This window comes from Variovorax sp. RA8 (genome assembly GCF_901827175.1).
In the GTDB taxonomy this organism is placed as follows: domain Bacteria; phylum Pseudomonadota; class Gammaproteobacteria; order Burkholderiales; family Burkholderiaceae_C; genus Variovorax.
Window position 1 is genome coordinate 1,498,877 of sequence record NZ_LR594662.1, and the last position, 25,884, is coordinate 1,524,760.

At 69.7% G+C, this 25,884-nt stretch carries 23 protein-coding genes; 5 read left to right on the forward strand and 18 right to left on the reverse strand.

Annotation, left to right across the window (positions count from 1 at the left end):
• Nucleotides 1–5 precede the first annotated feature (5 nt).
• The 4 genes from E5P3_RS07145 to E5P3_RS07160 form a co-directional block, all read right to left on the reverse strand.
• Nucleotides 6–257, reverse strand: coding sequence for a hypothetical protein (locus E5P3_RS07145; protein ID WP_068675619.1), 252 nt, complete (start codon nucleotides 255–257; stop codon nucleotides 6–8).
• A 102-nt stretch (nucleotides 258–359) separates the two neighbouring features.
• Nucleotides 360–743: a hypothetical protein gene (locus E5P3_RS07150; protein ID WP_162585341.1), complete on the reverse strand. Its 384-nt coding sequence runs from the start codon at nucleotides 741–743 to the stop codon at nucleotides 360–362.
• Nucleotides 744–914: 171 nt separating this feature from the next.
• Nucleotides 915–3,482: a cyanophycin synthetase gene (gene cphA, locus E5P3_RS07155; protein WP_162585342.1), complete on the reverse strand. Its 2,568-nt coding sequence runs from the start codon at nucleotides 3,480–3,482 to the stop codon at nucleotides 915–917.
• A 43-nt stretch (nucleotides 3,483–3,525) separates the two neighbouring features.
• Entirely contained in the window at nucleotides 3,526–5,766 is a 2,241-nt protein-coding gene (locus E5P3_RS07160) for a cyanophycin synthetase (protein WP_232073030.1), read from the reverse strand.
• A 127-nt stretch (nucleotides 5,767–5,893) separates the two neighbouring features.
• Between E5P3_RS07160 and E5P3_RS07165 the strand changes: the two genes are divergently transcribed.
• The 3 genes from E5P3_RS07165 (at nucleotide 5,894) to queC (ending at nucleotide 9,441) form a co-directional block, all read left to right on the forward strand.
• Complete coding sequence (locus E5P3_RS07165; RefSeq protein ID WP_162585344.1) at nucleotides 5,894–8,164, forward strand: cyanophycin metabolism-associated ABC transporter; 2,271 nt, start codon at nucleotides 5,894–5,896, stop codon at nucleotides 8,162–8,164.
• On the forward strand, nucleotides 8,164–8,631 hold the full coding sequence (locus E5P3_RS07170) for a cyanophycin metabolism-associated DUF1854 family protein (protein ID WP_443083237.1): 468 nt from the start codon (nucleotides 8,164–8,166) through the stop codon (nucleotides 8,629–8,631). Before E5P3_RS07165 ends, E5P3_RS07170 begins: the two co-directional genes overlap by 1 nt.
• Nucleotides 8,632–8,739: 108 nt before the next feature.
• On the forward strand, nucleotides 8,740–9,441 hold the full coding sequence (gene queC, locus E5P3_RS07175; RefSeq protein WP_162585346.1) for a 7-cyano-7-deazaguanine synthase QueC: 702 nt from the start codon (nucleotides 8,740–8,742) through the stop codon (nucleotides 9,439–9,441).
• Here the strand turns inward: queC and E5P3_RS07180 are convergent.
• From E5P3_RS07180 to gspF, 3 genes are all read right to left on the reverse strand, one after another.
• On the reverse strand, nucleotides 9,420–11,180 hold the full coding sequence (locus E5P3_RS07180) for an ABC transporter ATP-binding protein/permease (RefSeq protein ID WP_162585347.1): 1,761 nt from the start codon (nucleotides 11,178–11,180) through the stop codon (nucleotides 9,420–9,422). The genes queC and E5P3_RS07180 overlap by 22 nt on opposite strands.
• Nucleotides 11,181–11,287: 107 nt before the next feature.
• The gene (locus tag E5P3_RS07185) at nucleotides 11,288–12,187 is read right to left on the reverse strand and encodes a 5'-nucleotidase (RefSeq protein ID WP_162585348.1); all 900 of its coding nucleotides are present in this window, start codon (nucleotides 12,185–12,187) and stop codon (nucleotides 11,288–11,290) included.
• Nucleotides 12,188–12,193: 6 nt separating this feature from the next.
• Entirely contained in the window at nucleotides 12,194–13,426 is a 1,233-nt protein-coding gene (gene gspF, locus E5P3_RS07190) for a type II secretion system inner membrane protein GspF (RefSeq protein WP_162585349.1), read from the reverse strand.
• Between the two features lie 95 nt (nucleotides 13,427–13,521).
• Here gspF and E5P3_RS07195 point away from each other — a divergent pair, with 95 nt between their 5' ends.
• A complete protein-coding gene (locus E5P3_RS07195; protein ID WP_162585350.1) occupies nucleotides 13,522–14,100 on the forward strand; it encodes a hypothetical protein in 579 nt (192 codons plus the stop codon).
• A 28-nt stretch (nucleotides 14,101–14,128) separates the two neighbouring features.
• Here the strand turns inward: E5P3_RS07195 and gspE are convergent, their stop codons facing one another.
• The 10 genes from gspE to gspG all read right to left on the reverse strand — a co-directional run bounded on the left by gspE (nucleotide 14,129) and on the right by gspG (nucleotide 23,700).
• Nucleotides 14,129–15,550: a type II secretion system ATPase GspE gene (gene gspE / locus E5P3_RS07200; protein ID WP_162585351.1), complete on the reverse strand. Its 1,422-nt coding sequence runs from the start codon at nucleotides 15,548–15,550 to the stop codon at nucleotides 14,129–14,131.
• A gap of 10 nt (nucleotides 15,551–15,560) precedes the next feature.
• Nucleotides 15,561–17,867, reverse strand: a complete 2,307-nt coding sequence (gspD, locus tag E5P3_RS07205; protein ID WP_174263046.1) for a type II secretion system secretin GspD — start codon at nucleotides 17,865–17,867, stop codon at nucleotides 15,561–15,563.
• A gap of 3 nt (nucleotides 17,868–17,870) precedes the next feature.
• On the reverse strand, nucleotides 17,871–18,671 hold the full coding sequence (gspN, locus tag E5P3_RS07210) for a type II secretion system protein N (RefSeq protein WP_174263047.1): 801 nt from the start codon (nucleotides 18,669–18,671) through the stop codon (nucleotides 17,871–17,873).
• Between the two features lie 5 nt (nucleotides 18,672–18,676).
• A complete protein-coding gene (gene gspM / locus E5P3_RS07215; RefSeq protein WP_162585352.1) occupies nucleotides 18,677–19,237 on the reverse strand; it encodes a type II secretion system protein GspM in 561 nt (186 codons plus the stop codon).
• Nucleotides 19,234–20,442 (reverse strand): type II secretion system protein GspL, encoded by a 1,209-nt coding sequence (gene gspL / locus E5P3_RS07220; protein WP_162585353.1) that lies wholly within the window; start codon nucleotides 20,440–20,442, stop codon nucleotides 19,234–19,236. The genes gspM and gspL overlap by 4 nt, the downstream gene beginning before the upstream one ends.
• 128 nt (nucleotides 20,443–20,570) lie before the next feature.
• On the reverse strand, nucleotides 20,571–21,713 hold the full coding sequence (gene gspK, locus E5P3_RS07225) for a type II secretion system minor pseudopilin GspK (RefSeq protein WP_162585354.1): 1,143 nt from the start codon (nucleotides 21,711–21,713) through the stop codon (nucleotides 20,571–20,573).
• A complete protein-coding gene (locus E5P3_RS07230) occupies nucleotides 21,710–22,375 on the reverse strand; it encodes a PulJ/GspJ family protein (protein ID WP_162585355.1) in 666 nt (221 codons plus the stop codon). Before E5P3_RS07230 ends, gspK begins: the two co-directional genes overlap by 4 nt.
• The gene (gene gspI / locus E5P3_RS07235; RefSeq protein WP_162585356.1) at nucleotides 22,375–22,740 is read right to left on the reverse strand and encodes a type II secretion system minor pseudopilin GspI; all 366 of its coding nucleotides are present in this window, start codon (nucleotides 22,738–22,740) and stop codon (nucleotides 22,375–22,377) included. Before gspI ends, E5P3_RS07230 begins: the two co-directional genes overlap by 1 nt.
• A 38-nt stretch (nucleotides 22,741–22,778) precedes the next feature.
• Complete coding sequence (locus tag E5P3_RS07240; protein ID WP_162585357.1) at nucleotides 22,779–23,285, reverse strand: prepilin-type N-terminal cleavage/methylation domain-containing protein; 507 nt, start codon at nucleotides 23,283–23,285, stop codon at nucleotides 22,779–22,781.
• The gene (gene gspG / locus E5P3_RS07245) at nucleotides 23,260–23,700 is read right to left on the reverse strand and encodes a type II secretion system major pseudopilin GspG (RefSeq protein WP_162585358.1); all 441 of its coding nucleotides are present in this window, start codon (nucleotides 23,698–23,700) and stop codon (nucleotides 23,260–23,262) included. The genes E5P3_RS07240 and gspG overlap by 26 nt, the downstream gene beginning before the upstream one ends.
• Before the next feature lie 65 nt (nucleotides 23,701–23,765).
• On the opposite strand from gspG, the gene E5P3_RS07250 reads away from it, so the two are divergent.
• Entirely contained in the window at nucleotides 23,766–24,299 is a 534-nt protein-coding gene (locus E5P3_RS07250; RefSeq protein WP_162585359.1) for a type II secretion system protein N, read from the forward strand.
• On the opposite strand, the gene ilvA is transcribed toward E5P3_RS07250, so the two are convergent.
• Nucleotides 24,296–25,849, reverse strand: coding sequence for a threonine ammonia-lyase, biosynthetic (gene ilvA, locus E5P3_RS07255; RefSeq protein WP_162585360.1), 1,554 nt, complete (start codon nucleotides 25,847–25,849; stop codon nucleotides 24,296–24,298). The genes E5P3_RS07250 and ilvA overlap by 4 nt on opposite strands.
• Nucleotides 25,850–25,884: the final 35 nt, after the last annotated feature.

Below are 25,884 nucleotides of genomic sequence, written 5' to 3' on the forward strand. Positions count from 1 at the left end.
CGCGCTCAGCCCGGGAGCTCGCTGACTTGCAGGGACAGGTCGAAAAGCTTGGACTTGCTCGCGTAATACCGGTCGAGCCGCCATTCCTTCAGGATGTCCATCGCCAGCTGGAAGCTCTTGTAGTCGAGGTCATAGAGGGTGACCAACTCGAAACTGCGCTCGGATTCGAGCGCCAGGACCAGGCGGGCGAGGATCTGGGCCGATTCGTTGGCCGGGTCCGTCTCGATGAAGCGGCGGGCGACCTTGATGGCGTTCATGGGCTGGGTTCCTCCTAATGGACCCGGAACTATAGCCAGCCCTACTTAGTCTTTTGTGACAGTCTGATGACAGTGTAGGTCTTAGGTTTTCCCTTGACGGGATCACTGAACCGGCGTCGGGATCGGCGTGACGGTCTCGCGAATCAGGCCGCCACCCAGCACGCTGCCTTCGACCGAGGTCCTGCCGGTGCCGCGCATGCGGGCCTCGCAGGCGGAGCGCTCGGCAGGCGGCTGCAGGGCGCAGCGGGCCAGGGCGTTCTGTTCGTAGCTTGTGGGAGGCGCGCTGGTCAGGCCGCCGCGCCGGGCTTCGTAGCGGGCGGCGCCCGCTTCTCGCAGGCAGGCATTGCGATCCTGCAGAACGCCGTCGCAGGCGGCGCGCTCGCGCAGGTATCTGGAGTCGGTGCCCTGTGCTGCGCCGAGGGACGGCAGCGCGAGGCTGCTGGCGGCAAGCACGAGGGCGAGGCTGGAACGAATGGTCTTGTTCATGTAGGCACTCCTTTCGGGATTGGCGCAGCATGCGCCGGCCGAAGGGGCAGTCTCCGCCGTTCTCGGGGCACGGGCTGTGGGACTGGGACGGCTCGCCGCCCGGCGGCCGTGCCGCGGCTTCATGTGGGACAGGTCCCGCACGCCGGCCGGAAGCGCGCCGGCTTTCGCGCTTCAGGCTTCGGCGATGCGCTTGGCCAGGTGAGCGAGCGCTTCCTCGACCTGGTCGACCAGGATTAGCGACAGGTCGCCCGGCCGCAGCCGCTCGAGCGCGGTGTCGATGGCGATGAACTCGCCGCGGATCTCGTCGATGGCGCGGGTGCGGGTTGCACCCTCGAGGCCCTGGCGCAGCAGCGCCATGACTTCGCCGTCGGCCCGGCCACGCTGGGCGGCATCCTGGTAGAGGATCACGTCGTCGAAGGCCTGGCCGAGGATGGCGGTCTGGTCGCGGATGTCGCAGTCGCGGCGGTCGCCGGCGCCGCTGATCACCACCGAACGCTTTTTCGCGGGCATGGTGTCGACCGCAGCGACCAGTGCCCGCATGGCATCGGTGTTGTGGCCGTAGTCGGCGATCACGGTGGCGCCGCGGTAGTCCATCACGTTGAAGCGGCCGGGCACGCCGGCCGCGTCGTTCTTGAAGCTGGCGAGGCCGCGGCGGATGCTGTCCCAGTCGAGGCCCACGGCCCAGGCGGCGGCGACGGCGGCCATCACGTTGTCGACCTGGAAGCCGATGCTGCCGTTGCGCGTGATCTGCACGTCGCGCAGCGGAATGCGCTCGCGCCACGAACCCTCGGCCGCGGCCAGCGTGTCCTGGTCGACGTAGACGGTGCGCTTGCCCTGGGCGCGATGCGTGGCCATGACCGGGTGGTGCCGGTCGCGGGCGAAGAAGATCACGTTGCCCGGGCAGCTCGCAGCCATGGCCGCCACGTTCGGATCGGCCGCGTTGAGCACCGCGTAGCCATGGGGCGCCACGTTGCGCACGACCACGCGCTTGAGCACCGCCAGGTCCTCCACGGTGGTGATGTAGTTCAGGCCCAGGTGGTCGCCGCTGCCGATGTTGGTCACCACCGCCACCTGGCAGCGGTCGAAGCCGAGGCCTTCGCGCAGCACGCCGCCGCGCGCCACCTCGAACACGGCGGCGTCGACGTCCGGATGCAGCAGGACGTTGCGCGCGCTCTTGGGGCCGCTGCAGTCGCCGCTGTCGGTCTGGCGTCCGTCGACGTACACGCCGTCGGTGTTGGTCATGCCGGTGCGCAGGCCGCTGCCGGCGAGCAGGTGGTTGATCAGGCGCGCGGTAGTGGTCTTGCCGTTGGTGCCGGTCACCGCCACCACCGGGATGCGGCCGTCGTCGCCGGGGGCGAACAGGGTGTCCATCACCGCCTCGCCGACCGCGCGGCCGCGGCCGAAGGAGGGCGAGATGTGCATGCGCAGGCCGGGCGCGGCATTGACCTCGACCACACCGCCGTGCTGTTCCTCGAGCGGGCGCAGCACGTTCTCGCAGACCATGTCGACGCCGCAGATGTGCAGGCCGACCATCTGGGCGGCATCGACCGCGCGCGCCGCGACTTCGGGGTGCACCGTGTCGGTCACGTCGGTGGCGGTCCCGCCGGTCGACAGGTTGGCGTTGTTGCGCAGTACCACGCGCTGGCCCAGCGCCGGCACGCTGTCGGGCGTGAGGCCCTGGGCCTCGAGGCGGCCGACGGCGATGTCGTCGAGCCGGATCTTGGTCAGCGAGGTGGCATGCCCTTCGCCGCGGCGCGGGTCCTGGTTGACCAGGTCGACCAACTGGCGCACCGTCTGCCTGCCGTCGCCGATGACCTGCGGCGGGTCGCGCCGCGCGGCGGCGACCAGCCTGTCGCCGACCACCAGCAGGCGGAAGTCGAAGCCCGGCAGGAACTTCTCGACCATCACCTCGCCGTAGGCCGCGGCCGAGTCGTAGGCGGCGGCCAGCTGCTCGCGCGTGGCGATGTTGACGGTGACGCCCTTGCCCTGGTTGCCGTCCTGCGGTTTCACCACCACCGGCAGGCCGATCTCCTGCGCGGCGGCCCAGCCGTCCTCGACGCTCGTGACGGGGCGGCCCAGGGGCACCGGCACGCCGGCGGCGTTGAGCAACTGCTTGGTGAGCTCCTTGTCCTGCGCGATCGACTCAGCCACGCCGCTGGTGCAGTCGACTTCCGCGGCCTGGATGCGGCGCTGCTTCGAGCCCCAGCCGAACTGCACCAGGCTGCCGCTGGTGAGGCGGCGGTAGGGAATGCCGCGCGCCACGGCGGCATCGACGATCGAGCCGGTGCTCGGGCCCAGGCGCTCCGATTCGTCGAGGTCGCGCAGCTCGGTGATGGCGGCGTGGGCGTCGAAGGCGGCGCCGGCCTGGGCGGCGGCGATCAGTTGCTCGGCGAGCTCCAGGGCACGCCGGCCGACGGCCTCCTCGCTGTACTGGAAGGCGACTTGATAGACGCCTTCGTCGACGGTGCGCGCGGTATGGCCGAAGTTGACGGCGCAGCCGGCCTGGGACTGCAGCGCGACGGCGGCGTTCTCCAGCACGTGGGCCAGCGCCAGCGGCTGGCCGAGGACGATCGGGTGCAGTTCGCCGATGGTGGGGAAGAGGGCGCGCAGGCGGCTCTCGAAGCCGGGCAGCCGTCCGACGGCGTTCTCGTCGCCGCTGCAGGTGACGATGGCCTCGATGCAGGTGTGGCGGCTCCAGAGATTGGGCCCGCGCAGCGCGCGAATGCGTTTGACGTCCATAACGATGAGGCGAAGGGGCGATTCGGGAGCCGGGCGCTGCCGGTCAAGCCATTTGTTGTTGGGGCGAAAGAAGGGTCTGGGACAGCTGCAGCGAGGCGAGGGCGGCCTGCAGGTCGGCTTCGAAGGCTTCGATGCCGGCGCCGATCAGGCTCAGCGGAATGCCCAGGGCCCAGGCGGCGGCGACGGCGGCCAGCAGGCTCTCGAGGTCGACGCCCGCATGGGTGGCGCGCCAGATGGTCAGCCGTCCCAGCCCGGGCAGGAAGGATTCGCTGCTGCCGTTGGCCAGGACCACCCGGTCCTGCCGCACCAGCACGGCCTTGCCGCCCGCCTGCTGGTGCTTGAACAGCGCCTCGGCCTGCGGATTGGTCGAATACAGGATCACCTCGCCGTCGCACAACGGCGCCAAACCAGCGACGCGCATGTCCACCGCATTGAGCACGGCCGTGCCTTCGGGCAGCACCACGTCGACCTGGGTGCGCAGCACCTTGACCATCTGGTCGCTCTCGGTGATGTCGAACTCGCCCAGAGCCTCGGCGCCTTCCAGGTCGGTCACGATGCCGACCTCGCAGCGGTCGTAGGCCAGGCCGTCGCGCAGGATGGTGCCCGCGCCGTTCTCGATCACCACGGCCTGCACGGCGCGGTTCATCAGCAGGCGGCGGCCGGCGTCGAAGTTGGCGCTGTCGCGCGCGTCGACGCGGCGCCGCTCGAGGAACAGGCCGTCGCGGCACGCCAGGCCGGTGTGGCGGCCGCCCAGGCCCACCAACCAGGCGACCAGGCGCGCCAGCACGGCGGTGCCGCGCGAGCCGGCCACGCCCACCACGGGAATGCGGCCGGGCGCTTCATCGGGGAACAGGTGGTCGCAGATCGCGCGGCCCACCGGCCGCGGCGAGCCCACCGCGGGCTTCAGGTGCATCAGCAGGCCGGGGCCCGCGTTGACCTCGACGATGGCGCCGCCCTGCGCCGCCAGCGGGCGGGCGATGTCCTGCGCCACCAGGTCGATGCCGGCGATGTCCAGGCCCACCACCCGCGCGGCCAGCACGGCGGCATGGGCGACCTCCGGATGGACCTGGTCGGTGCAGTCGAAGGCCATGTTGCCGTTGCGCTGGATGGTGACCACCCGGCCCGCCGCCGGCACGGCCGCGGCGTCCAGGCCCTGGCGCTTGAGCTCGAGCTGGAGCTTGGCGTCGGTCGCGATGTCCAGCACGTCGAGCGGGAATTCCTCCTCGGCGCCGCGCCGCGGGTCGCTGTTGAGCTGGCTGTCGATCAGCTGGGCCACGGTGGAGCGGCCGTCGGCCGTCACGGTGATGATCTCGCCGCGCGCGGCCGCCACCACCTGGCCGCCCACCACCAGCAGGCGATGCTCATGGCCGAGGACGAAGCGCTCGACCATCACGTCGCTGCCCTCGGGCTCGGCGACGGCAAAGGCGGCTTCCACCTCCTCGCGGGTGTTCAGCTCGAGCGAGACGCCGCGCCCGTGGTTGGCGTCGGAGGGCTTGACCACCACCGGCAGTCCGATGTCCTCCGCGGCTTCCCAGGCCTCCTGGGCGCTGGCGACCACCTGGCCTTCGGGCACCGGCACGCCGCAGCCGGACAGCAGCGTCTTGGTGAGCTCCTTGTCGCTGGCGATGGATTCGCCGATCGCGCTGGTGTAGTCGGTCTCCGCGGTCCAGATGCGCTGCTGATGGGCGCCGTAGCCCAACTGCACCAGGTTGCCGCTGTTCAGGCGCATGTGCGGGATGCCGCGGTCGGTCGCGGCGCTGACGATGCAGGCCGTGCTCGGGCCGAGGTAGCAGTCCTCGACCTTGGCCTTGACGGCACCGACCGCGCGCTGCACGTCGGCGGCGTCGAAGGGGGCGTTGTTGATGGTGGCCATCAGCAGGCGGTGGCCCTCGGCCAATGCGACGCGGGCGACCTGCTCGTCGCGCGCCCGGAACACCATCCGGTAGACGCCGTGCTGCGAGGTGCTGCGGGTCTGGCCGAAGCCGGTGGGCATGCCGGCCAGGTTGAGCAGCTCGATCACCACGTGTTCGAGCACATGGCCCGCCCAGGTGCCTTCGGTGAGACGCTGGATGAAGCCGCCGCGCTCGCCGACGCCGCAGTGGTGTTCGACCAGTGCCGGCAGCAGGGTGGTCAGGCGCTCGGTGAACCCGTCGATCCTGTTGGAAGGGTGGTCTTCCAGCGCGCCCAGGTCGAGCCAGACTTCCAGGACGGGCCGGTAGGTCCAGAGGTTCGGGCCGCGCAGGTAATTGATGCGCAGGAGGCGGATGTCGTCGAAACGGGTCATGCAAACGTTCGTTGTGCTTTGGCCGAGCACGGCGGCGCCTTCAGGCGCGCCCATGGTGATCGGTCAGAATCGGCGCCCGGCGGGCACCATGAAGGGGCCCCCGGCGGGCCAGACACACAGAAACACAATGCAACATCACGATCCAGTCGGCACCCCGAAGGGCGAAGAGGAGGGGGCTCCAGACGCGCTGAAAAGCCGGCTCAGAGCTGCCGAAAACGTGCTGGCGACGATCCCGGTTGACCTTGATGGCGAACTTCGGTTTGCTTCCGGCCTGCTCGCCCTGACCGATCGACGCCTGCTCGCCCGCGATGCGCAGGGGGCCTGGGCCGAGTGGCCGCTGGCCCATCCGGGGCTCGAGCTGCAGATGGCCGACCATGCCGGCATCGGCACCCTGGACCTGCTGGACGCCCGGGGAAGGCTTGCACGGTGGCGTTACACCCTGGCACAACAGGCTGCGGCGCTGCGGCTGCAGAAGCTCCTCGGCCAGCAGGCCGCCGGTGTCGCGCCGGCGACAGAGGCCGAGGCCGACGAGGCCCCCGTGCCTGAGCCCGAACTGCAGGCCCCGCCTTCCACCTGGGTGCTGCTGCGCCTGGGCCGCTTCGCCCGGCCCTACCGCAAGCAGCTGATCGCCGGCTTCCTGCTGACCCTGGCCTCGACGGCGGCCACGCTGGTGCCGCCCTACCTGACCATCCCGCTGATGGACGACATCCTGATCCCGTTCCAGAACGGCCAGGAGATCGCCGTCGAGAAGGTCGCGCTTTTCCTGGGGCTGCTGCTGCTCGCGGCACTCACCGGCTGGGCATTGGGCTGGGCCCGGACCTACCTGCTGGCGCTGGTCTCCGAGCGCATCGGCGCCGACCTGCGCACCACCACCTACGAACACCTGCTGACCTTGCCGCTCGATTACTTCGGCGGCAAGCGTACCGGCGACCTGATGGCACGCATCGGCTCGGAGACCGACCGCATCAACGTGTTCCTGTCGCTGCACGCCCTCGATTTCCTGACCGACGTGCTGATGATCGCCATGACGGCCGTCATCCTGGTTTCCATCAACCCGCTGCTGGCGGTCGTCACGCTGGTGCCGCTGCCTTTCATCGCCTGGATGATCCACGTGGTGCGCGACCGGCTTCGCACCGGCTTCGAGAAGATCGACCGCGTCTGGAGCGAGGTGACCAACGTGCTGGCCGACACCATCCCCGGCATCCGCGTGGTCAAGGCCTTCGCGCAGGAGAAGCGCGAGGCCGACCGCTTCCGCGCCGCCAACCTCTACAACCTGCAGGTCAACGACAAGCTCAACAAGACCTGGTCGCTGTTCACGCCCAGCGTGTCGCTGCTGACCGAGATCGGCCTGCTGGTGGTCTGGGGCTTCGGCATCTGGCAGGTCGCGCGCCACAACATCACGGTGGGCGTGCTGACCGCCTTCATCGCCTACATCGGGCGCTTCTACACGCGGCTCGATTCGATGAGCCGCATCGTCTCGGTCACGCAGAAGGCAGCGGCCGGCGCGAAGCGCATCTTCGACATCCTCGACCATGTGAGCAACGTCCCCGAGCCCGCCGACCCGGTGAAGATCGAGCGCGTGCAGGGCCGCATCCAGATGCGCGACGTGGGCTTTCGCTACGGCAGCCGGGCGGTGATCCGCGACCTCGACCTGGTGATCGAGCCGGGCGAGATGATCGGCCTGGTGGGCCACAGCGGCTCCGGCAAGAGCACGCTGGTCAACCTGATCTGCCGCTTCTATGACGTGACCGACGGCGCCATCCTGGTGGACGGCACCGACATCCGCCGCTTCGCGGTGGCCGACTACCGCCGCCATGTGGGGCTGGTATTGCAGGAGCCCTTCCTGTTCTTCGGCACCATCGCCCAGAACATCGCCTACGGCAAGCCCGAGGCGACGCGCGAGGAGATCGTGGCCGCCGCGCGCGCGGCGCATGCGCACGACTTCATCCTGCGCCTGCCGCACGGCTACGACTCGCTGGTGGGCGAGCGCGGGCAGGGGCTCTCGGGCGGGGAGCGGCAGCGCATCAGCATCGCGCGGGCGCTGTTGATCGATCCTCGCATCCTGATCCTCGACGAAGCCACTTCCGCCGTGGACACCGAGACCGAGAAGGAGATCCAGAAGGCCCTGGACAACCTGGTGCAGGGTCGCACCACCATCGCGATCGCGCACCGGCTCTCGACCCTGCGCAAGGCCGACCGGCTGGTGGTGATGGACCGCGGCGAGATCGTCGAGGTCGGGCCGCACGACGTGCTGATGGAGAAGCAGGGCGCCTATTGGCGGCTCTACCAGGCGCAGCTGCGCCAGGCCGACGACGAGAGCCCCGGCTCCGCGGCCGAGCGGGCCGGGGCCGCGCTGGGGTTCGGTGGGCATGCGGCCCATCCGGCGGGAGACGCATGATGAGCGCAGGTTTCAAGCTGGAACGCGATGCCTTCGGCCACTTGGTGCTGATCGAGGCCGAGGGGGTCCGTCACGTCGGCGTGGTGCCGGTGCGCGCCTTCCCGTTGAGCGCGCCGGACGAGGGCCTGTCGCTGGTCGGCAGCGAAGGCCGCGAGCTGCTGTGGATCGATCGACTGGCCGACCTGCCCGAGCCGGCGCGATCGCTGCTCGCCGAAGATCTGACTGCGCGCGACTTTGCGCCCACGCTGCTGAAGCTGCACAAGGTCTCGAGCTTCGGCGTGCCGAGCACCTGGACCGTGAGCACCGACCGCGGCGACGCCCGCTTCGTGCTCAAGGCCGAGGAAGACATCCGCCGGCTCGAGGGCGGCGCACTGCTGATCGCGAGCGCGCATGGGGTGCAGTTCCGCATTCCGGATGTGAAGGCGCTGGATCGGGCGTCGCGCAAGCTGCTGGAGCGATTTCTATGAAGCGCACAGTTCTTGGACCTGCAAGAACCGGAATTGCTTGAAGCCAAGCTCTGACAGCGTGACGCTGGGGTCGGCACCATTCTTACGCTTCTCTCTTACCACTTCGCCATGCACACCACCGCGCTCGTCCTCTTCTCCGGCGGCCAGGACTCCACCACCTGCCTGGCCGAGGCGCTCGACAAGTACGAACGGGTCGAGACCGTCGGCTTCGACTATGGCCAGCGCCACATCGTCGAGCTCGAAGCGCGCCGTACCGTGCTGGCGCGTCTGCGGGAGCGCTTCCCGCACTGGGCGCCGCGGCTGGGCGAGGATCATCGGGTCAATGTCGATGTGCTGGGGCAGATCAGCGAGTCCTCCCTGACGCAGGACATCGCTTTCAAGATGCAGGCCAACGGCCTGCCCAACACCTTCGTGCCGGGGCGCAACCTGCTGTTCCTCACGCTGGCCGGCGCACTGGCCTACCGGCGCGGGCTGGAGGTGATCGTCACCGGCGTCTGCGAGACCGACTTCTCGGGCTATCCCGACTGCCGCGACGACACCATGAAGGCGATGCAGCTCGCGCTCTCGCTGGGCATGGACCGGCGCTTCGTGATCGCGACCCCGCTGATGTGGATCGACAAGGCCGCGACCTGGGCCATGGCGCACCGGCTGGGCGGGCAGCCGCTCGTCGACCTGGTCATCGAGGACACGCACACCTGCTACCTGGGCGACCGTGACCAGCGCCACGCATGGGGCTATGGCTGCGGCAATTGCCCCGCCTGCGAGCTGCGCGCCCGCGGCTGGGAACGCTACGCCGCGTCGAGCCGGTAGCGCGCGCCCGTGCCTTCAGGTTGCGGCACGAGGGTCCAGCGCTTGTCGTGGAAGGCCGCTGCCGAGGCCCGGTGCGCGATCGACACCATCGCTCCGCCGGCCGCGCGCACGCCGTCCGCCAGGCGCTTGTAGAGCGTCTCCTCGGCCTGCGCATCGAGCGCGCTGGTCGCCTCGTCGGCGAACAGCCAGGCCGGCTTCTTGAGCAGCACGCGCGCGATCGCCAGACGCTGCTGCTCGCCGCCGGAGAGCTTCTGGCTCCAGGCGTCGACGTCGTCGAGCCGGTGGGCGAGCCCGGGCAGCAACGCATCCTCGAGCGCCTGCTTCAACTGCGCGTCGCTGTAGTCGCCTGCCGGCTGAGGATAGGCCAGCGCGTCGCGCAGCTTGCCGTCGGGCACATAGGGCCGCTGCGGAATGAACATCGCGTTCTCCGGCATCGAGACCTTGCCGCTCGCGAAGGGCCAGATCCCGGCGAAGGAACGGAACAGCGTCGACTTGCCGCTGCCCGAGGGGCCCTGCAGCAGCACGTGCTCGCCCGGCTTGACGCTGAGGGCGGTCTTGGCAAGCAGCGGGGTCCCGTTGGGCAGTGCGATGTCGAGGTCATGGGTGGCCAGCGAGCTCGCGCTGTCGCGCACCATCGCGCCATCGGGCTTCGCATGGGCCCGCATGGCATCGTCGAAACTGGTGAGTCGGTCGGCCGTCGCGCGCCAGACGGCGACGCGGTCGTAGTTGTCGATGAACCAGCTCAGCTGCGTCTGCACCTTGTCGAAGGCCGTCACGATCTGCATCAGCTGCCCCAGCGGGAAGGCGCCGCCGAAGAATCGCGGCGCGGCGATGATGAAGGGGAACACAGCGGCCGCCTGCCCGAAGGAGAGCGTGAAGGAGACCAGGTTCTTCTGTTGGCGGATCAGCGTCAGGTAGTTGCGCAGCACGGCGCCGAAGCGCTTCTCCAGCTGGGCGTGCTCGACGCCCTCGCCGCGGTCCAGCGCGATCGCCTCGCTGTACTCGCGCACCCGCACCAGGTGGTGACGGAAGTCGGCTTCGAAGCGCTGCTGCCTGAAGTTGGTGCCGATCAACGGCCGGCCGATGTAATGGGTGATGACGGTGCCGATCACGCAGTAGGCGATGGCGAGCCAGACCATCGAGCCCGCGACCTCGTAGGTGCTGCCGCCGAGCTTGAAGTCGACCACGCCGCTCAGGCCCCACAGGATGCCGATGAAGCTCACCAGCGTGACCACCGCATTGAGCAGCCCCATCGACAGCGTGACCGTGTAGTCGGTGAACAGCTGCAGGTCTTCCTGGATGCGCTGGTCGGGGTTGTCGGGCGAATGGTTGTCGTTGCTGGCCGCGTAGCGCGCGAGCTCGAGCCGGTAGAAGGTGCGGTCGGCGATCCAGCGCGTGAGATAGCTGCGCGTCATCCACGCGCGCCAGCGGATCTGCAGCAATTGGGTCAGATAGAACTTCAGGATGCCGATCGTGATGGCACCGAAGGCGATCCAGCAGAAGAAGCCCAGCTCGCGCCAGAACACAGCCTGGTCGCGGTTCTCGAGCGCGTTGTAGAAGCGGCCGAACCACTGGTTGTTGAGCACCGCCATGTAGACCGTGCCGAGGTTGAGCACGATGATGACGAGGAGCAGGCCGCGCGCCTTCCATCGGTCTTCGGAACGGAAGTAGGGCGCGGCGAGCGCCCCGATGCGGCGCAGCGTGGCGAGCATGCTCGTGGAGCGGACGGGATCGTTCATGGGCGTGGGGCTCGGGTTGGCGGCTGGAAGCAGCGCCTTCCAGGCCATCGTAGCGCCAGCACCGGCCGCTCCCTTAAGCGGTTCTGAAACGCCGCCCCTGCCGCCGGTCAGCGTGGGTTGCTGATCCCGCTGGACACGTGCCCCGCAGGGACATGGCGCGCGGCCGCATCGACATGGCCGGTCTGGTCGTCGAAGAAGAAGTCGGGCTCGAATTCGCGCAGGAACTCGCCCTTGGACAGGCCGCCGAGGAACATGGCCTCGTCGACGCGGATGTTCCAGTCCATCAGCGTCTGGATCGCCCGGCGGTGGGCGGGGGCGCCGCGCGCCGTCACCAGCGCCGTGCGGATCCGCATGCCGGTGCTCGAGGCCTGCTGCAGCCGGTGCAAGGCCACGAGGAAAGGCTTGAAGGGGCCGGCCCCCAGCGGCACCCCGGCCTTGCTGGTCTCGTGCGCCTGGAAGGCGTCCAGGCCCTCGAGCTGGAACACCTTTTCCGCCTCGTCGGAGAAGAGGACCGCGTCGCCGTCGAAAGCGATCCGCACTTCGTCAGGGTGCAGGGCGCTGGCCAGCGCGCCGTCGACCCGGACATGCGCGGCCGGGAAGCCGGCGGCGAGCGCCTCGCGCACGTCGGATGCGTTGGCCGACAGGAAGATGTCGGCATTGAGCGGCCGGAGGTAGCGGTAGGGAGGCCGTCCCTGTGTGAACACGCCTCGCTGCACGCGCAGTTCGGCGGCCGCGCCGGAGTTGAAGATGCGCATGCCGGAGACCGGATCGTTGCGCGAGAGGATCACCACCTCGACGCGCTGGATGCCGTCGTCGTTGAAGCGCAGCAGCTTGCGGATCATCGAGTACGCGATGCCGGGCGCCGCCGGCACGTCGAGGCGCTCGAGCTGCAGCCGCATGTAGGCGTCGGGGTCGCCGGCATCGAACAGGCGGTTCTCTTCTTCCAGGTTGAACAGGGCGCGAGACGAGATCGCGACCACCAGCTTGTCGTCAAGGGAGACCGGCATCGTCGGCTACTTGACGAACTGGTTCAGCTGGATGATCGGCATCAGCACCGCCAGCACGATCAGCATCACCACCGCGCCCATCGCGACGATCAGCAGCGGCTCGAGGATGGTGGCCAGGTGCATGGCCCGGCGCTGTACCTCGGCGCCCAGCTGCGTGGCCGCGCGCTGCAGCATCAGGGGCAGGGTGCCGGTCTGCTCGCCCAGCCGCGCGAACATCGAGACGATGCCGGGAAAGCGCTTCTTCTGCGCCAGCGCCGCGGCCAGCGGCGCACCTTCGCGCACCAGCACCAGCGCATCGAGCGCATCGGCGCGCATCGCGCGGTTGCCCAGTGTCTCGGAGGCGGCCTGCAGCGCGCGCAGGATGGGCACGCCGGCGGTGGCCAGCATGGCCAGGGTGCTGGCGAAGCGCGCTGCGTTGTAGCCGCGCGAGAGGCGGCCCACCAGCGGCAGCTCGAGCCAGGCGGCATCGAAGCGCTCGCGGAAGGCGGCGCGCGCCAGCGCCATGCGCGCGACGATGACCATCACGACGATCGCGCCCAGCATCAGCCAGCCGTAGTTGCGGACGAAATCGCTGAGCGCCAGCATGATCACGGTCAGGATCGGCAGGGCGCGCTTGGTGCCCGCGAACACGTTGGCCACCTGCGGGACCACGTAGCTGACCAGGAAGACCACGATCACGATGGCGACCAGCGTGACGATGGCGGGGTAGAGCGCCGCGCCGACCAGCTTCTGCTGCAGGGCCTGGCGCTGCTCCAGGTCGTCGGCCAGGCGCTCCAGCACCAGTCCCAGGTTGCCGGTCTGCTCGCCGGCACTGATCACCGCGGTGTAGATGGGCGAAAACTCGCGCGGGTGCTGCGACAGCGTGCGGCCGAAGGGCGAGCCCGCGTTGACGTCGGCCCGCAGCGAGGCGACCAGGTTGCGCTGCTCCTCGGTCTCGGCCTCGTCGGTCAGCGCGGTCAGGGCGCGTTCGAGCGGCAGGCCCGAGGACACCAGCCCGGCGAGCTGCCGGGTCCAAACCGCCAGGGTGGTGGAGTTGAAGATGCGCCTGCCGCCCAGCAGGCGGCGCCAGCCGCCCGAGGCGGGTGCGCCGCCCTCGGCGCTGCCGACCGCCGTCACGGACAGCGGGATCAGGGCCTGCGCGCGCAGCACGCCGCGCGCGCTGCGCGCAGTGTCGGCTTCGAGCACGCCCTTGCGGGGTTGCCCCTGTTGGTCTATGGCTTCGAATGAATAGGCGGGCATGGGGACTGGCGGCAAAATGCGCGAGTCCGCATTGTCGACGTTTGGCGCTGCCTTTTCGTCACACGGCTTTCATAACATCAAACCGAGGAGTAGCCATGCCATTTCGTACTTCCGCTCTTGCCGTCGCCGCGCTGCTGGGCGCGCTGTCGTTGCCTGCCGCCGCGCAGGACCGTCCGACCTACAACGGCTTTCTCTGCTGCAACCTGCGCACCGACGGGAGCTGGATCAGCGACAGCAACTACGCCGAGAGCGGCAAGCGCATCATCCCGGTCGGCACGCCGGCGCAGGTGACCGGCTATGGCCGCCAGCGCGTCAATGTGCTGATCGACGGCAAGAAGCAGGACATCGGCAACGACTACAGCCGCGACCTGGACCTGGGCACCTTCGCCAAGCGCTATGTGGTCGCCGAGGACCCGGCGGCCCGTATCGCGAGCTTTCCGCCCAAGATCCGCGAGGCCATCAAGTCGGCGCGCGTGACCAAGGGCATGACGCGCGAACAGGTCGCCATGGCCGTTGGCTACCCGATCAGCAGCGAGAACCCGAACCTCGACGCGCCGATCTGGCGCATGTGGCTGGGCAGCTTCAGCGAGTTCCAGGTGCTGTTCGACAACGCCGGCCGCGTGCGCGCGGTGGAGACCGATCCCCAGACGCGCAATCTGGTCGTGCTGGAGTGAGGCAGGGATGCGGGATTAGGGGCAGGCCCTAGTCCCGCGTCACCCGCAGCAGCTCCGCCCGCGATGTCACGCCGGTCTTGACCAGCCGCTCCCCGTCCTCGCGCATCGAGCGCAGCCCGCCGCGCTCGGCCGCCACGAAGAGCTGGCTCTCGGGTGCGCGGTTGTGCACCAGCGAGCGTATCGTGTCGTCCGCCACCAGCAGTTCGAAGATGCCGGTGCGGCCCTGGTAGCCGGTCTGGCCGCAGTTATCGCAGCCCACGGGCTCGGCCTCGTCGCCGGCCGCGGAGGGCACGGCGCAAACCGGGCAGAGGCGGCGCACCAGCCGCTGCGCCAGCACGCCCAGCAGCGACGAGCTCAGCAGGAAAGGCTCGACCCCCATGTCTGTCAGCCGCGTCACCGCGCTGACCGAATCGTTGGTGTGCAGCGTGGCCAGCACCAGGTGCCCGGTGAGCGAGGCCTGGATCGCGATCTGCGCGGTCTCGAAGTCGCGGATCTCGCCGATCATGATGACGTCCGGGTCCTGCCGCAGGATGGCGCGCAGGGCCTTGGCGAAGGTGAGGTCGATCTTGGCGTTGACCTGGGTCTGGCCGACGCCGGGCAGCTCGTACTCGATCGGATCCTCGACCGTCATGATGTTGCTGTGGGCCGAGTCCAGGCGGCCGAGGGCGGCGTAGAGGGTGGTGGTCTTGCCCGAGCCGGTGGGCCCGGTGACCAGGATGATGCCGTGCGGCTGGTTGATCAGGTGCAGGAAGCGCGCCAGCGTGTCGCCCTGCATGCCGACCGACTCCAGCGTGAGCTTGCTCTCGGACTTGTCCAGCAGGCGCAGCACGGCGCGCTCGCCGTGCGCCGATGGCAGGGTCGAGACCCGCACGTCCACGGCGCGGGTGCCGATGCGCAGGCTGATGCGTCCGTCCTGCGGCAGCCGTTTCTCGGCGATGTCGAGGTCGGCCATGATCTTCAGACGCGAGATCAGCGCCGCGTGGAGCGCGCGGTTGGGCTGGACCACCTCGCGCAGCGTGCCGTCGATGCGGAAGCGCACCGAGGATGTGCGCTCGTAGGGCTCGATGTGGATGTCGCTGGCGCCGTCGCGCGCCGCCTGCGTGAGCAGGGCGTTGAGCATGCGGATGATGGGCGCGTCGCCTGCGCTTTCCAGCAGGTCTTCCACCGCGGGCAGCTCCTGCATCATGCGCGACAGGTCGGCGTCGCTCTGCACCTCGCTGACGACCGCGGCGGCGTTCGACTCGCCTTTCGCATACGCAGCCGAGATGCGCTGGGCCAGCTCAACGGGCGTCAGCGGCTCGAAGGCCTTGACGGGGTACTTGCGCACCACTTCGCTGAGTGCGCTCTTGGGCGGCGTCTGCGGCATCCAGAGCGTGAGGGCGCCATCGTCGGATTCTTCCAGCAGCAGTTGCTGGGTGCGCGCGAAGGCATAGGGAAGGGGATAGCGCATGGCTCGAACCTCAGGGCAGTTCGCGCGCCGTGGAAGGGTCCGCGGTGGGCGGCAGCGCGCCCCGCAGCGGGCCGCCCGGAGGCAGCGGCGCATGCTGGGGCGGCAGGGGCGGCGGAATCAGCTGCGTCCCTTCGATGCGGCGCGAGGGATCGCCCTGCCTGACTGCCGGCAGCGGCGGCAGGATCACCGAATCGCGCACCGCGTTGAGCATCGGGTTGTCGGTCGATGGCTGCTGCGTCTGCTGCAGTGCGCGCAGCGCGTCGTAACGGTCGGCGGTGATGGCGTCGCCGGAGAGTTGGTCGCGCACGACGGTGGGCCGCAGGAACACCATCAGGTTGGTCTTCCTGCGGCTGCGCACCTCGCTCTTGAACAGGTTGCCGAGCACCGGCACGTCGCCAAGGCCGGGGACCTTCTCCTGGGAGTTCGAGTACTCGTCGGACAGGAGGCCGCCCAGCACGATGATGTTGCCGTCGTCGACCAGCACGTTCGACTCGATCGAGCGCTTGGTGGTGGTGGGACCGTTGATGTTGTTGACGGTGGATGCGACCACGCTGGAGACCTCCTGGAAGATCTGCATCTTGACCGTGCCGGTCTCGCTGATCTGCGGGCGCACGCGCAGCGTCAGGCCCACGTCCTTGCGCTCGATGGTCTGGAAGGGGTTGACGGTGTTGGTGCTGCTGCCGGTGTTGGTGTACTGGCCGGTGACGAAGGGCACGTTCTGGCCGACCACGATCTTGGCCTCTTCGTTGTCCAGCGTCAGCAGGTTCGGAGTGGACAGCACGTTGCCCTCGCCGTTGCTCGCCAGGAAGCGGGCCAGGAAGCCCAGCACGTACTGGCCGTTGTCGCCGTAGCGATGGCCGATGCCGAAGTTGAAGCCGCTGGAAGGCCGGGTCGCGGTATTGCCGGTCGCCAGGCCGACTGCCAGATCGATGATGTTGGCGCCGCCCAGGCTGGAGTTGGTGCCGATCACGCCGACGTTGCGGTCGCCGCTGCTGCCAAGGCCGCTTTGCCACTGGATGCCGAACTCGGCGGCCTTGTCGGCGTTGACCTCGACGATCAGACTTTCGATCAGCACCTGTGCGCGGCGGCTGTCGAGCCGGTCGATCACCGCGCGCAACTGGCGGTAGAGCGGCTCGGGGGCGCTGATGATCAGCGAGTTGGTGGCCGGGTCGGCCTGGATCTGCCCGCCTGTGGAGGGCGGCGCGGTGGTACTCACCGGCGTGGTGGCGGCGCTCAGGCCGCCTCCCGAACTGGCCATCTGGCTGAGCTGTTGCTGTGGTTGCTGCTGAGCCCCCGCCGTGATCGGGCTGGCGCCGGCCGTGCCCTGGGCGCCGGGCGTACCGGCCTGTGCGCTCGTCAACGCGGCGCGCAGCGTGGTCGCGATCCGCACGGCGTCGGCGTTCTTGAGGTAGACCACGTAGATGTTGCCGGCCGCGCCGTTGCCGGAGTCGATGGGCGCGCGATCGAGCCGGGCGATCAGCGTGCGGATGAGCTGCGAGCGTGCCGGGTTGGCGGCGCGCATGATGATCGCGTTGCTTCGCGGCTCGGCCAACAGGGTGGTGCGGAAGGAGGCATCGGCGGTGCCGGGCGCGGCGCCGGGCTGTCCCGGCGCGGTGGCGGAGCCGCCCTCGGCCAGCCGCGTGAGGACCGGCACCAGGTCGGTCGCCACGGAGTGCTTGAGCGGGATGACCTCGACGTCGGAGGCATTGGGCACATCCAGCGCCGCGATGATGCGGGCCAGCCGACGCATGTTCTCCGCATAGTCGGTGATCACCAGCGAGTTGTTGCCCGGGTTGACGTTGATCGTGTTGTTGGGCGCGATCAGCGGACGCAGCACCGGCAGCAGATTGTTGGCCGTCTCATAGTTGAGCCTGAAGACCTGGGTGACGATCTGGTTGCCGGAGAGGCTGGCGGTGGCGGACGTCGAGGTGGTGACCGCATTGCTCTGCAGTTTGGCGTCGGCCTCGGGCACCACCTTGTAGAGCCCCTCGGACTGCACGACCGCGAAGCCCTGCAGGCGCAGCGCCGCGGCGAACTGGTTGAAGGCGGCGGCGGGCGAGATCGGGCGATCGGTCTGAAGGTTGATCGTGCCCTTGACGCGCGGGTCGACCACCACGTCGCGTCCGGTCACGACCGCCATGGTGCGCGCCACCGACTCGATCTCGGCGTTGGTGAAGTTCAGCGTGATCGGCTCGCCGCGGCGCGGCGGCGGGGCGCTTTCCTGCGCGAAGGCAGCCGGCATGCAGGCGGCTGCCAGCAGATGCACCGCGAGGGCCACGGTACACAGGCGCATGGCGCAATGGGATGGTGATGTCATGGGTCAGCCCAGGGTGATGATCGAGCGCGCGCCCTCGCGTCGCCCGATGATGTTCAACAAGTTCGACAGGGCGTCCTCGCGCCCCGGCGCGGCGCTGGCCTCGCCGTCGAAGCGCAGGGCGCGGCCGTTCCACCGGCCGCTGCCATTGAGCTGCAGACTGCCCTCTCGCGTGGTCAGCAGCAGGGTGGGCGAGGGCCCGCCTTCGAGCGTGATGCGGTAGCTCCCCATCGGCTTCAGGGTCGACAGGCTGGAGGAGATGTCCATGGCGTCGAGCGTGGCGCGTCCGGCCAGCCTGAGCTGCTGGCCGCTCCACTGCATCACGAAAGCCTGCATCGACAGGTCGAGCACGCCTTCGGGCTTGAGCGTGTTCCAGGGCGCGCCGAAGCCGCTGAGCAGCGCGGCCGGCCACCGCGAGCGACCGTCCGCCCAGGCCAGCCGCAGGCCGCTGGGGCGCGGCTGGGCCCTGAACTGCAGCGGCTGCGGCGCGCAGCAGGGGATCTGCAGCGTTGCCGCCACGCCGTCCCAGCGCGGCCGCAGGGTCCAGGCGACCGTACCCGGCAGGGAGATCGCTTCGGCGCCGCCTGCGCCGCTGGCGAACACCACGCCGCCGGTGCCGTTCCAGACCGTGCCGCGCGCGTTGACCAGCTGCAGGTGGCCGTCGCTCCAGCGCGCCAGGCCGGCGGCGAGCCAGCGTGCCGGCGCGTAGAGGGAGAACGCCAGCAGCGCACCGAGCAGCACGCCGAGCAGGGCCCAGCCGCGGCCGGTGGCGGCGCGGGGGGCGGAGAGGTCGCGTCGGGTGGCCATCGAACTCAACGGGGCGGCAGGCCCATGACCAGCGTGCCGTCCCAGCGCACGGTCGGGCGCTCGTTGTTCATGGCGCCCGCCGCCGGGGCAGCGCCACCGGCGGGCGCGCTCTGCGCACTGCGAGCAAGGTGTGCTTCGCGCGGCACGGCGCGCGCATTGCTGCGGGCCTGGGCCAGCCACTGGGCCAGGGTGTCGGCCGGGACGGTGCGCACGGCGACCGTGATGCCGTCGCCGGAGGCGGCGGGCTGCAGCTGCGCGTTGGGTCCGAGGCTCTGGCGGACCGAGCTTTCGAGGGCGCGCACCGCATCGTCGCGGCTTGCGCGCGGCTGGGCCTGCAAGGCCTTGGCCTGGGTCTGCAGCGTGGTCATCTGCTGCAACTGGGCGTCGAGCCTGGCGTGCTCGGCGGGTGCCGCGGACAACGTGCGAAGTGCCGGCGCCAGCGCCACCCACCACAGCAGGGCCAGCAGCACCAACGCAGCCGCCGCGCCGATCAGGCGCTGTTCGCGCGGCTCCAGCTCGGGCCACCACGCCTGCCAGCGCGCTTCCAGGGATTCGAGCCAGTTCATCGCGGGGCCTCCGCCTGGACCAGCAGCAGGTCGCCCTCGCTGCGCGCGCTGTAGCCGCGCGCGGACAGGGTCGCCGCAACCTGGTTCGCTTCCGAGGGCTGCAGGCCAAGGCCGCGCAGGCGCAACTGACCCGCGGTGTAGTCGATGGCGCTCGGGACCCGCCCCGACGGCAGGCTGGTGGCGATGGCGCCGAGCATGGGCTCGAAGTCGATCGCCGACACCCCACCCGTGGCTTGCTGCAGCGTCGCGACCTCGCGCACCATCTGTACCGGTGCGTCGACCACCAGCTGCACCGAGGGGAAGGTCTGCCGGAGGATGTTGTTCACCGCCGCCCGCTTGTTGTCGAGCGCGTTGCGCTCCTTCCAGGCCCACGCGTTGAGGCCGATGAGCTGCGTCAGCACCAGCACCAATGCGCCCCAGCGCGCGAGTCGCCATTCGGGACCGTGCCACAGCGCGCGCCAGATCGCCACCACCTTCTTGCTGGCGCGCGCGCGCCCGGTGGAGGCGAGGTCGAACTGCGCGAGATCCCAGGGCGAGCGGCTGGCCTGCAGCCAGCGCGCGGGGGGCTTGACGATCGGCACGCGCCGTCCCAGCAGACTTTCAGCGAGCTCGGCCACGGCCGGCTCGGCCAGCATCGCCGTGCCTTCGGGCACCGTCCCGACCAGCGCGACGCCGGCGGGATCGAGCGGCAGCGGGGTGACGCCTTCGGTGTCGCAGACCACCAGCTGGGCGGTGCCGGGCTCGCCGATGGCGAAGATCATCGGTGCCGCGCCGGCCGGTTGCGGCGTGAATTCGGGAACGATGCGCGTAACACGACGGCCTGCGCTCTCGAGGGTCTGCACCACGCCGCGCAGCCAGAGCCGGTTGCAGGCCGCGACCCATACGGGCACGCCCGCGCGCGGGTCCGGCTGGAGTGCGAAGTGCAGCTGTTCGGGGTCATCGAGCAGCCGGTCTTCGAGCAGGCCGTTGAGCACCGAGCGCAGGCGCACGCTGTTGCTCAGGCTGCCCTGCGGAAGGGTGACCTGGTGCCAGGACAGTGCGGTCGCCGGCACACACAGGATCAGTTCGTCGCCGCTCGGCAGCAGGGCCGGTGGTGCGCTGCCTTGTGAGCGCAGCTTGCGGCCATCGCTGGACCAGACCGCCCAGCCGTGGTCGCCGCCGGCAGGCGCAGGAGGTAGAGGGGCAGTGACGAGCAGGAAGGCCATGTTCGATAGGGGGTCGCCATTGTAGGAGGATGGTTCACATCCGGCGCTACAAAGTTGATAGCGCTTTCTGCCCGAGGCATGGGCGCTGCGATGCATTTAATCCCATAAGCGTGACCAAAGGTTTCCGCTCAGGACTTCGGCGCGATGGACGTGGCGCCCGCGCCACGTTCGCGCCAGATGATTCGCAACTCGAGGTTGTCGCGCTGGAGCAGCGAGTGTTCCTCGACCCAGGCGTTGTCCAGCCGGAGCCGGCCTTGCACCTCGAAGAAGCGGGTCGAGACGCTGTGCTGCGTGGCGTTGAATTGGCCGGCGCCTTGGGCGAGCACCTTGTTGGCGTCTTCCGGGGTACGGAAGTAGCGCGTCGCGCGCTGCGCGACGACGCGCTTGGCGCTCGCGAGGTCAAGAGAAGGCACGCTGGCCGCCAGCGCTTCGGCGCTGGCAGTGTTGATGTTGAGCGGCGTGCGCGCGGGCAGGATGGTGACGTAGGGTTCCAGGGCGGTGACGGTGGAGGGCGACAGCCCCAGCCAGATCAGTTGAGCCGTGCGCTGCGGCAACAGCGGGCCGGAAGCCGAGGTGTCCGTGGTGGGCTGCGTACCGGTTCCTGTGCCGGCTCCAGTGCCAGTTCCAGTGCCGGTCCCGGTTCCGGTTCCAGTTCCAGTTCCAGTTCCAGTTCCAGTTCCAGTTCCAGTTCCAGTACCCGTGCCGGTGCCGGTACCGGTGCCGGTGCCCGCGGCAGGCGCCGGCGGCAGGGCACGCCTGAGCTGCGCCGCGAGCACCGGCACCTCCTGCACGGGAAGGCCCAGCATCTCGAACAGCTTGGTGAAGACGGCGATTTCTGCCGGTACCGGCGCGCCGTTCAGCACCATGTTCATCACGTTGAGCTTGGATTGGGCGTCGACGATGCGGCCCTGTAGAAAGGCCTCGGGCAAGCCCTCGAGGGCATCGCTGGCAATGTTCTTGTCGGCCGCGAGGAAGCTCGACAGCTTGGCTTCCTCCAACGGTACGGCCCAGGGTTCGGCCAAGTGATCGGGTCCTGCGCCTCCGCCAGTCCGGGCGTCCTCGCGCAGGATCAAACGCGACCAGTCGAGCGCGCCGACCAGCACCCAGGCCGATTGCACTCGCGCGCGCTCGGCCGCCTCGACCTCGACGGCGCGCCATTGCTGCCAGAGCGACGCCGCCGCGAAGGTGGCGACCAGCGTGACCGTGAGCATGGCGGTCAGCAAGGCCGCGCCGCGCTGCGGTCGGGAGGCGAGGCGAGCAGGCCGCTTCATGAAGACTTGGGCGCCGAGGCGGTGGGCCGCACCCAGTCGCGCGTGAGCACGCCGGCGAGTGCCGGCCCGGGCGGAAGGCTCAACACCAGGCGGACGCCGTCGGGCAGTGGCGTGCCGGCGCCGAGCGCCGCCGCACCGACCGCAGGGCCCCAGACGTCGTTGCGGAAGTAGAAGAGCTGCCAGGCTTCCAGCGGCACCAGGCCGAGCTCGGTGCCGCGTACCTCGTTGCTGCTGCTGCTGTCCTGGCCCCACGCGGCGGCGCGGTCCCAGGCCTGCTGCCATTCGGGGCGGCCGGTGAGGCCGGGCGATTGCCAGCGGTACCAGCGGGCGACGCCGGCGGGATCGGTCCGAAGGGTCCACGCCACGACGTAGACCACCGGCAGGGCGCTGTCGGTGCTGCGCCGGGTGAGGCGCAGCGTGCGGCCGTCCCAGTCCATCGCGCGGGCCTGCGACAGGGCTACCGTGGCGTCGAGGTCGGCCGTCCATTGCGACAGCGCGGTCTGCAGCGTCAGCACGGCGTCGCTGCGCTCGCGGTTGATGGACTGGGCGCGCGCCATGCCTTCGAGGCCTTGCCAGCTGACCAGCGCGAGCAGCGCCATGACGGTGATCGCCACCAGCAGTTCGATCAGCGTGAAGCCGCGTGTGGGGCGCGTCGCCGTCATCAGAAGCGCCCCACGACGGTGGAAAGCCGCAGCACCGGCGCCTCGGCCGCATCGCGCACCTGCACGTCGACGCGCCGGAAGTTCGGGTTCAGCGTGGGCGTGGTCGAGATCGTGACGGCGAAACTGGTGTTGGCCTGGGTGCAGACCAGGCCGGCATCGCCGACGGCGGGCATCTGGCGCGCGAGGCGGGCCTTGATGAGCTCGTTTTCGGCGCACAGCTGTGCCAGCAGCAGGTCCGACTGCCGCTGCGCATTGCGCGTGATCGCGTTCGTGGCCTGCGTGCCCGCGGCCAGCGCGATCGCGATGATGCCCAGCGCCACCAGCACCTCGACCAGGGTGAAGCCGCGGCTCGGCCTGCGCTGCATTGCGCAACCGGTGCTAGTTGGTGCGATGCCATTCGAATTCATGGCGTGGTCACCGCGAACGGCCGCAGGCCATCGGTCGCGATGCGCAGGGTGCGCGCCGGCGGGCCTTCCGCCGTGAGCAGCACCTGCTGCGCCGCGATGATCGGTTCGGGCCCGAGCTGCAGCGCCGCGATCGCCGAGCCATCCGCTGCCAGCGGCTGCGCCACGATGCCGGCGGAAAGCCATGCCGTCGGCAGCGTGCCGGGCGGCAGTCCATCGAAGCTGAAGTTGGTGGGACCTTCCGGCGTTGTGCGCCAGCGCACCGCCATCCCGCTGGCACGCGACTGGGCGCGCGCCGCTTCGAGCAGGGCGGAAAGACGCTCGGCTTCGCGATCCAGGCTTTCCTGGCCCGGGTTGCGCAGCGCGAGACCGACGCCGGCCGTCGCGATTGCGATGATCGCGATCACCACGAGCAGCTCGATCAGGGTGAAGCCGCCGGGTTCCCGGCGCCGGGCGCCGTCGAAGCAGGAAGCGACGCGCCTATTGCCAGCTGCCGATATCGGCATTCTTGCCTTCGCCGCCGGGTTGGCCGTCAGGGCCGAGCGAGAACACGTCGATCTCGCCCTTCAGGCCTGGGTTCATGTACTGGTAGGGGCGGCCCCAGGGGTCGTTGGGCAGCTTTTCGACGTACTGCTTCCAGTTGGGCGCGGCGGGACCGGTGGTGGGGCGCGCGAGCAGCGCCTGCAGGCCCTGCTCGGCCGTCGGATAGCGCTGGTTGTCGAGCCGGTAGAGCTTGAGTGCCTGCATCAGGTTGTTGACGTCGGTGCGCGCGGCGGTCACGCGCGCGTCGTCGGCGCGCTCGATCACGTTAGGCACGATCAGCGCCGCGAGCACGCCGATGATGACCAGCACGACCATCAGCTCGATGAGCGTGAAGCCGCGCTGCACGGCGCGCGCGAGGGGGCGGGGGAGAAGGGACATGAAAGTGGGAAGAGGGGAGATGAGGAATGCGCAAGGGCGCCTGCGCTGCATGATAATCCCGCCCCATGGCAGCTTCCTACGCCCCCGCCCGCTGGCCTTCGGCCACAGCGACGACCGCCCTGTGGGCGCTGGCTGCGGCGAGCGTCGTGTTCTGGGGGCTGCGGCTGTTGTCCCCGTCCGATGCGCTCGCGCCGCCCGCCCTGAGCAGCAACGCTGCGGTGACGGTCGATCCGGCGGCCGTCGCGCAGATGCTGGGGGTGGTGCGGAGCCAGGCCGCAGTCGTGGCGACGCCCGATGCCGCCAGCCGTTTCCAGCTGCTCGGCGTGGTCGCCGACGCCGACCAGCAAGGCGCGGCGCTGATCGCCGTCGACGGCAAGCCTCCGCGGCCCTTCCGTGTCGGCGCCACGTTGGCCGATGGCTATGTGCTGCATTCGGTCAGCGCGCGGGCCGCCTCGCTGGGCGCGAGCGTCGATGCCGCGCCCGCCTTCACGCTGCAACTGCCTGCGCGGCCGCTCGCCGTCAACGGCCCGCCGCCGTCCGTGTCCGATGCGCCGCCGCCCGTGGTCGCGCCGCCTGGGCGTGACGGCGTCCGGCGCTAGGCCTGCAGGAACAGCCGGTAGACCGGGTTGCCGGTTTCCTCCACGAACGGATAGTCCAGCGTCCGCAGGAATTCGTCGAAGGCAGTATGGTCCGCCACCGGGACCTGCAGCCCGACCAGGATGCGGCCGTAGTCGGCGCCCTGATTGCGGTAGTGGAAGAGGCTGATGTTCCAGGTGGGCCGCATGAGGCTCAGGAACTTGAGCAGCGCGCCGGGCCGCTCGGGGAACACGAAGCGCAGCAGTCGCTCGTCGTGCGCCAGGCCGCTGCGGCCGCCTACCAGGTGGCGGATGTGCTCCTTGGCGAGCTCGTTGTGCGTGAGGTCGATGGCGCCATAGCCGTGGGCGAGGAAGGTCTCGGTGATGGTCTTCGACTCGCCCCGCGTCTGGGTGGTCAAGCCTACGAACACATGGGCCTCCCTGGCGTCGCTGATCCGGTAGTTGAATTCGGTCACGCTGCGCGAGGCGCCGGGCAACTGACCTACGAGCTCGCAAAAGCGCCTGAAGCTGCCGCGCTCCTCGGGGATGGTGACGGCGAACAAGGCCTCGCGCTCCTCACCCACTTCGGCGCGCTCGGCCACGAAGCGCAGCCGGTCGAAGTTCATGTTGGCGCCGCAAAGAATGGCCGCGTACGTCTCGCCCTGCGTGCCGTGTGCCTCGACGTACTGCTTGATCGCCGCCACCGCCAGTGCGCCGGCAGGCTCGACGATGCTGCGGGTGTCGATGAACACGTCCTTGATGCCGGCGCACACTGAGTCGGTATCGACGGTGATGAACTCGTCCACCAGCTCGCGGGAGATCCGGAAGGTCTCCTCGCCAACGAGCTTGACCGCGGTGCCGTCGGAGAACAGGCCGACATCGGGCAGCGTCACCCGTTCGCGGGCGGCGACGGAGCGCAGCATCGCGTCCGAGTCGTTCATCTGGACGCCGATCACCTTGATCTCGGGTCGCACCGCCTTGATGTAGTTGGCCACGCCCGAGATCAATCCGCCGCCGCCGATGGCGACGAAGACCGCATCGAGCGGGCCCTGGTGCTGGCGCAGGATTTCCATCGCGATCGTGCCCTGGCCGGCGATGACATCGGGGTCGTCGAAAGGGTGGACGAAGACGAGGCCGTGAAGCTTCTGCTGCTCCAGCGCGTAGCCGTAGGCATCGGAGTAGCTGTCGCCGTGCAGCTGCACTTCTCCGCCGAGCGCGCGCACGGCGTCGATCTTGAGCTGCGGCGTGGTCACCGGCATCACGACCACGGCCCGCGCGCCCAGCTTTCGGGCACTGAGCGCGACGCCCTGGGCATGGTTGCCCGCCGACGCGCAGATCACGCCCCTGGCGAGCTGCTCGTGGCTCAGGTGGGCCATCTTGTTGTAAGCCCCGCGCAACTTGAAGCTGAAGACCGCCTGCTGATCCTCGCGCTTGAGCAGCACCGTGTTGCCCAGCCGCGCGCTCAGGGCCCGCGCCGGCTCGAGCGCGGATTCCACCGCCACGTCGTAGACACGGGCAGTCAGGATTTTCTTCAGGTAGTCGGCAGGGGAAAGCGGGGCAGGCGGCGTGGACATAGGGTCGGGATCATAGGCCTGCCTTCCCCTGCCGC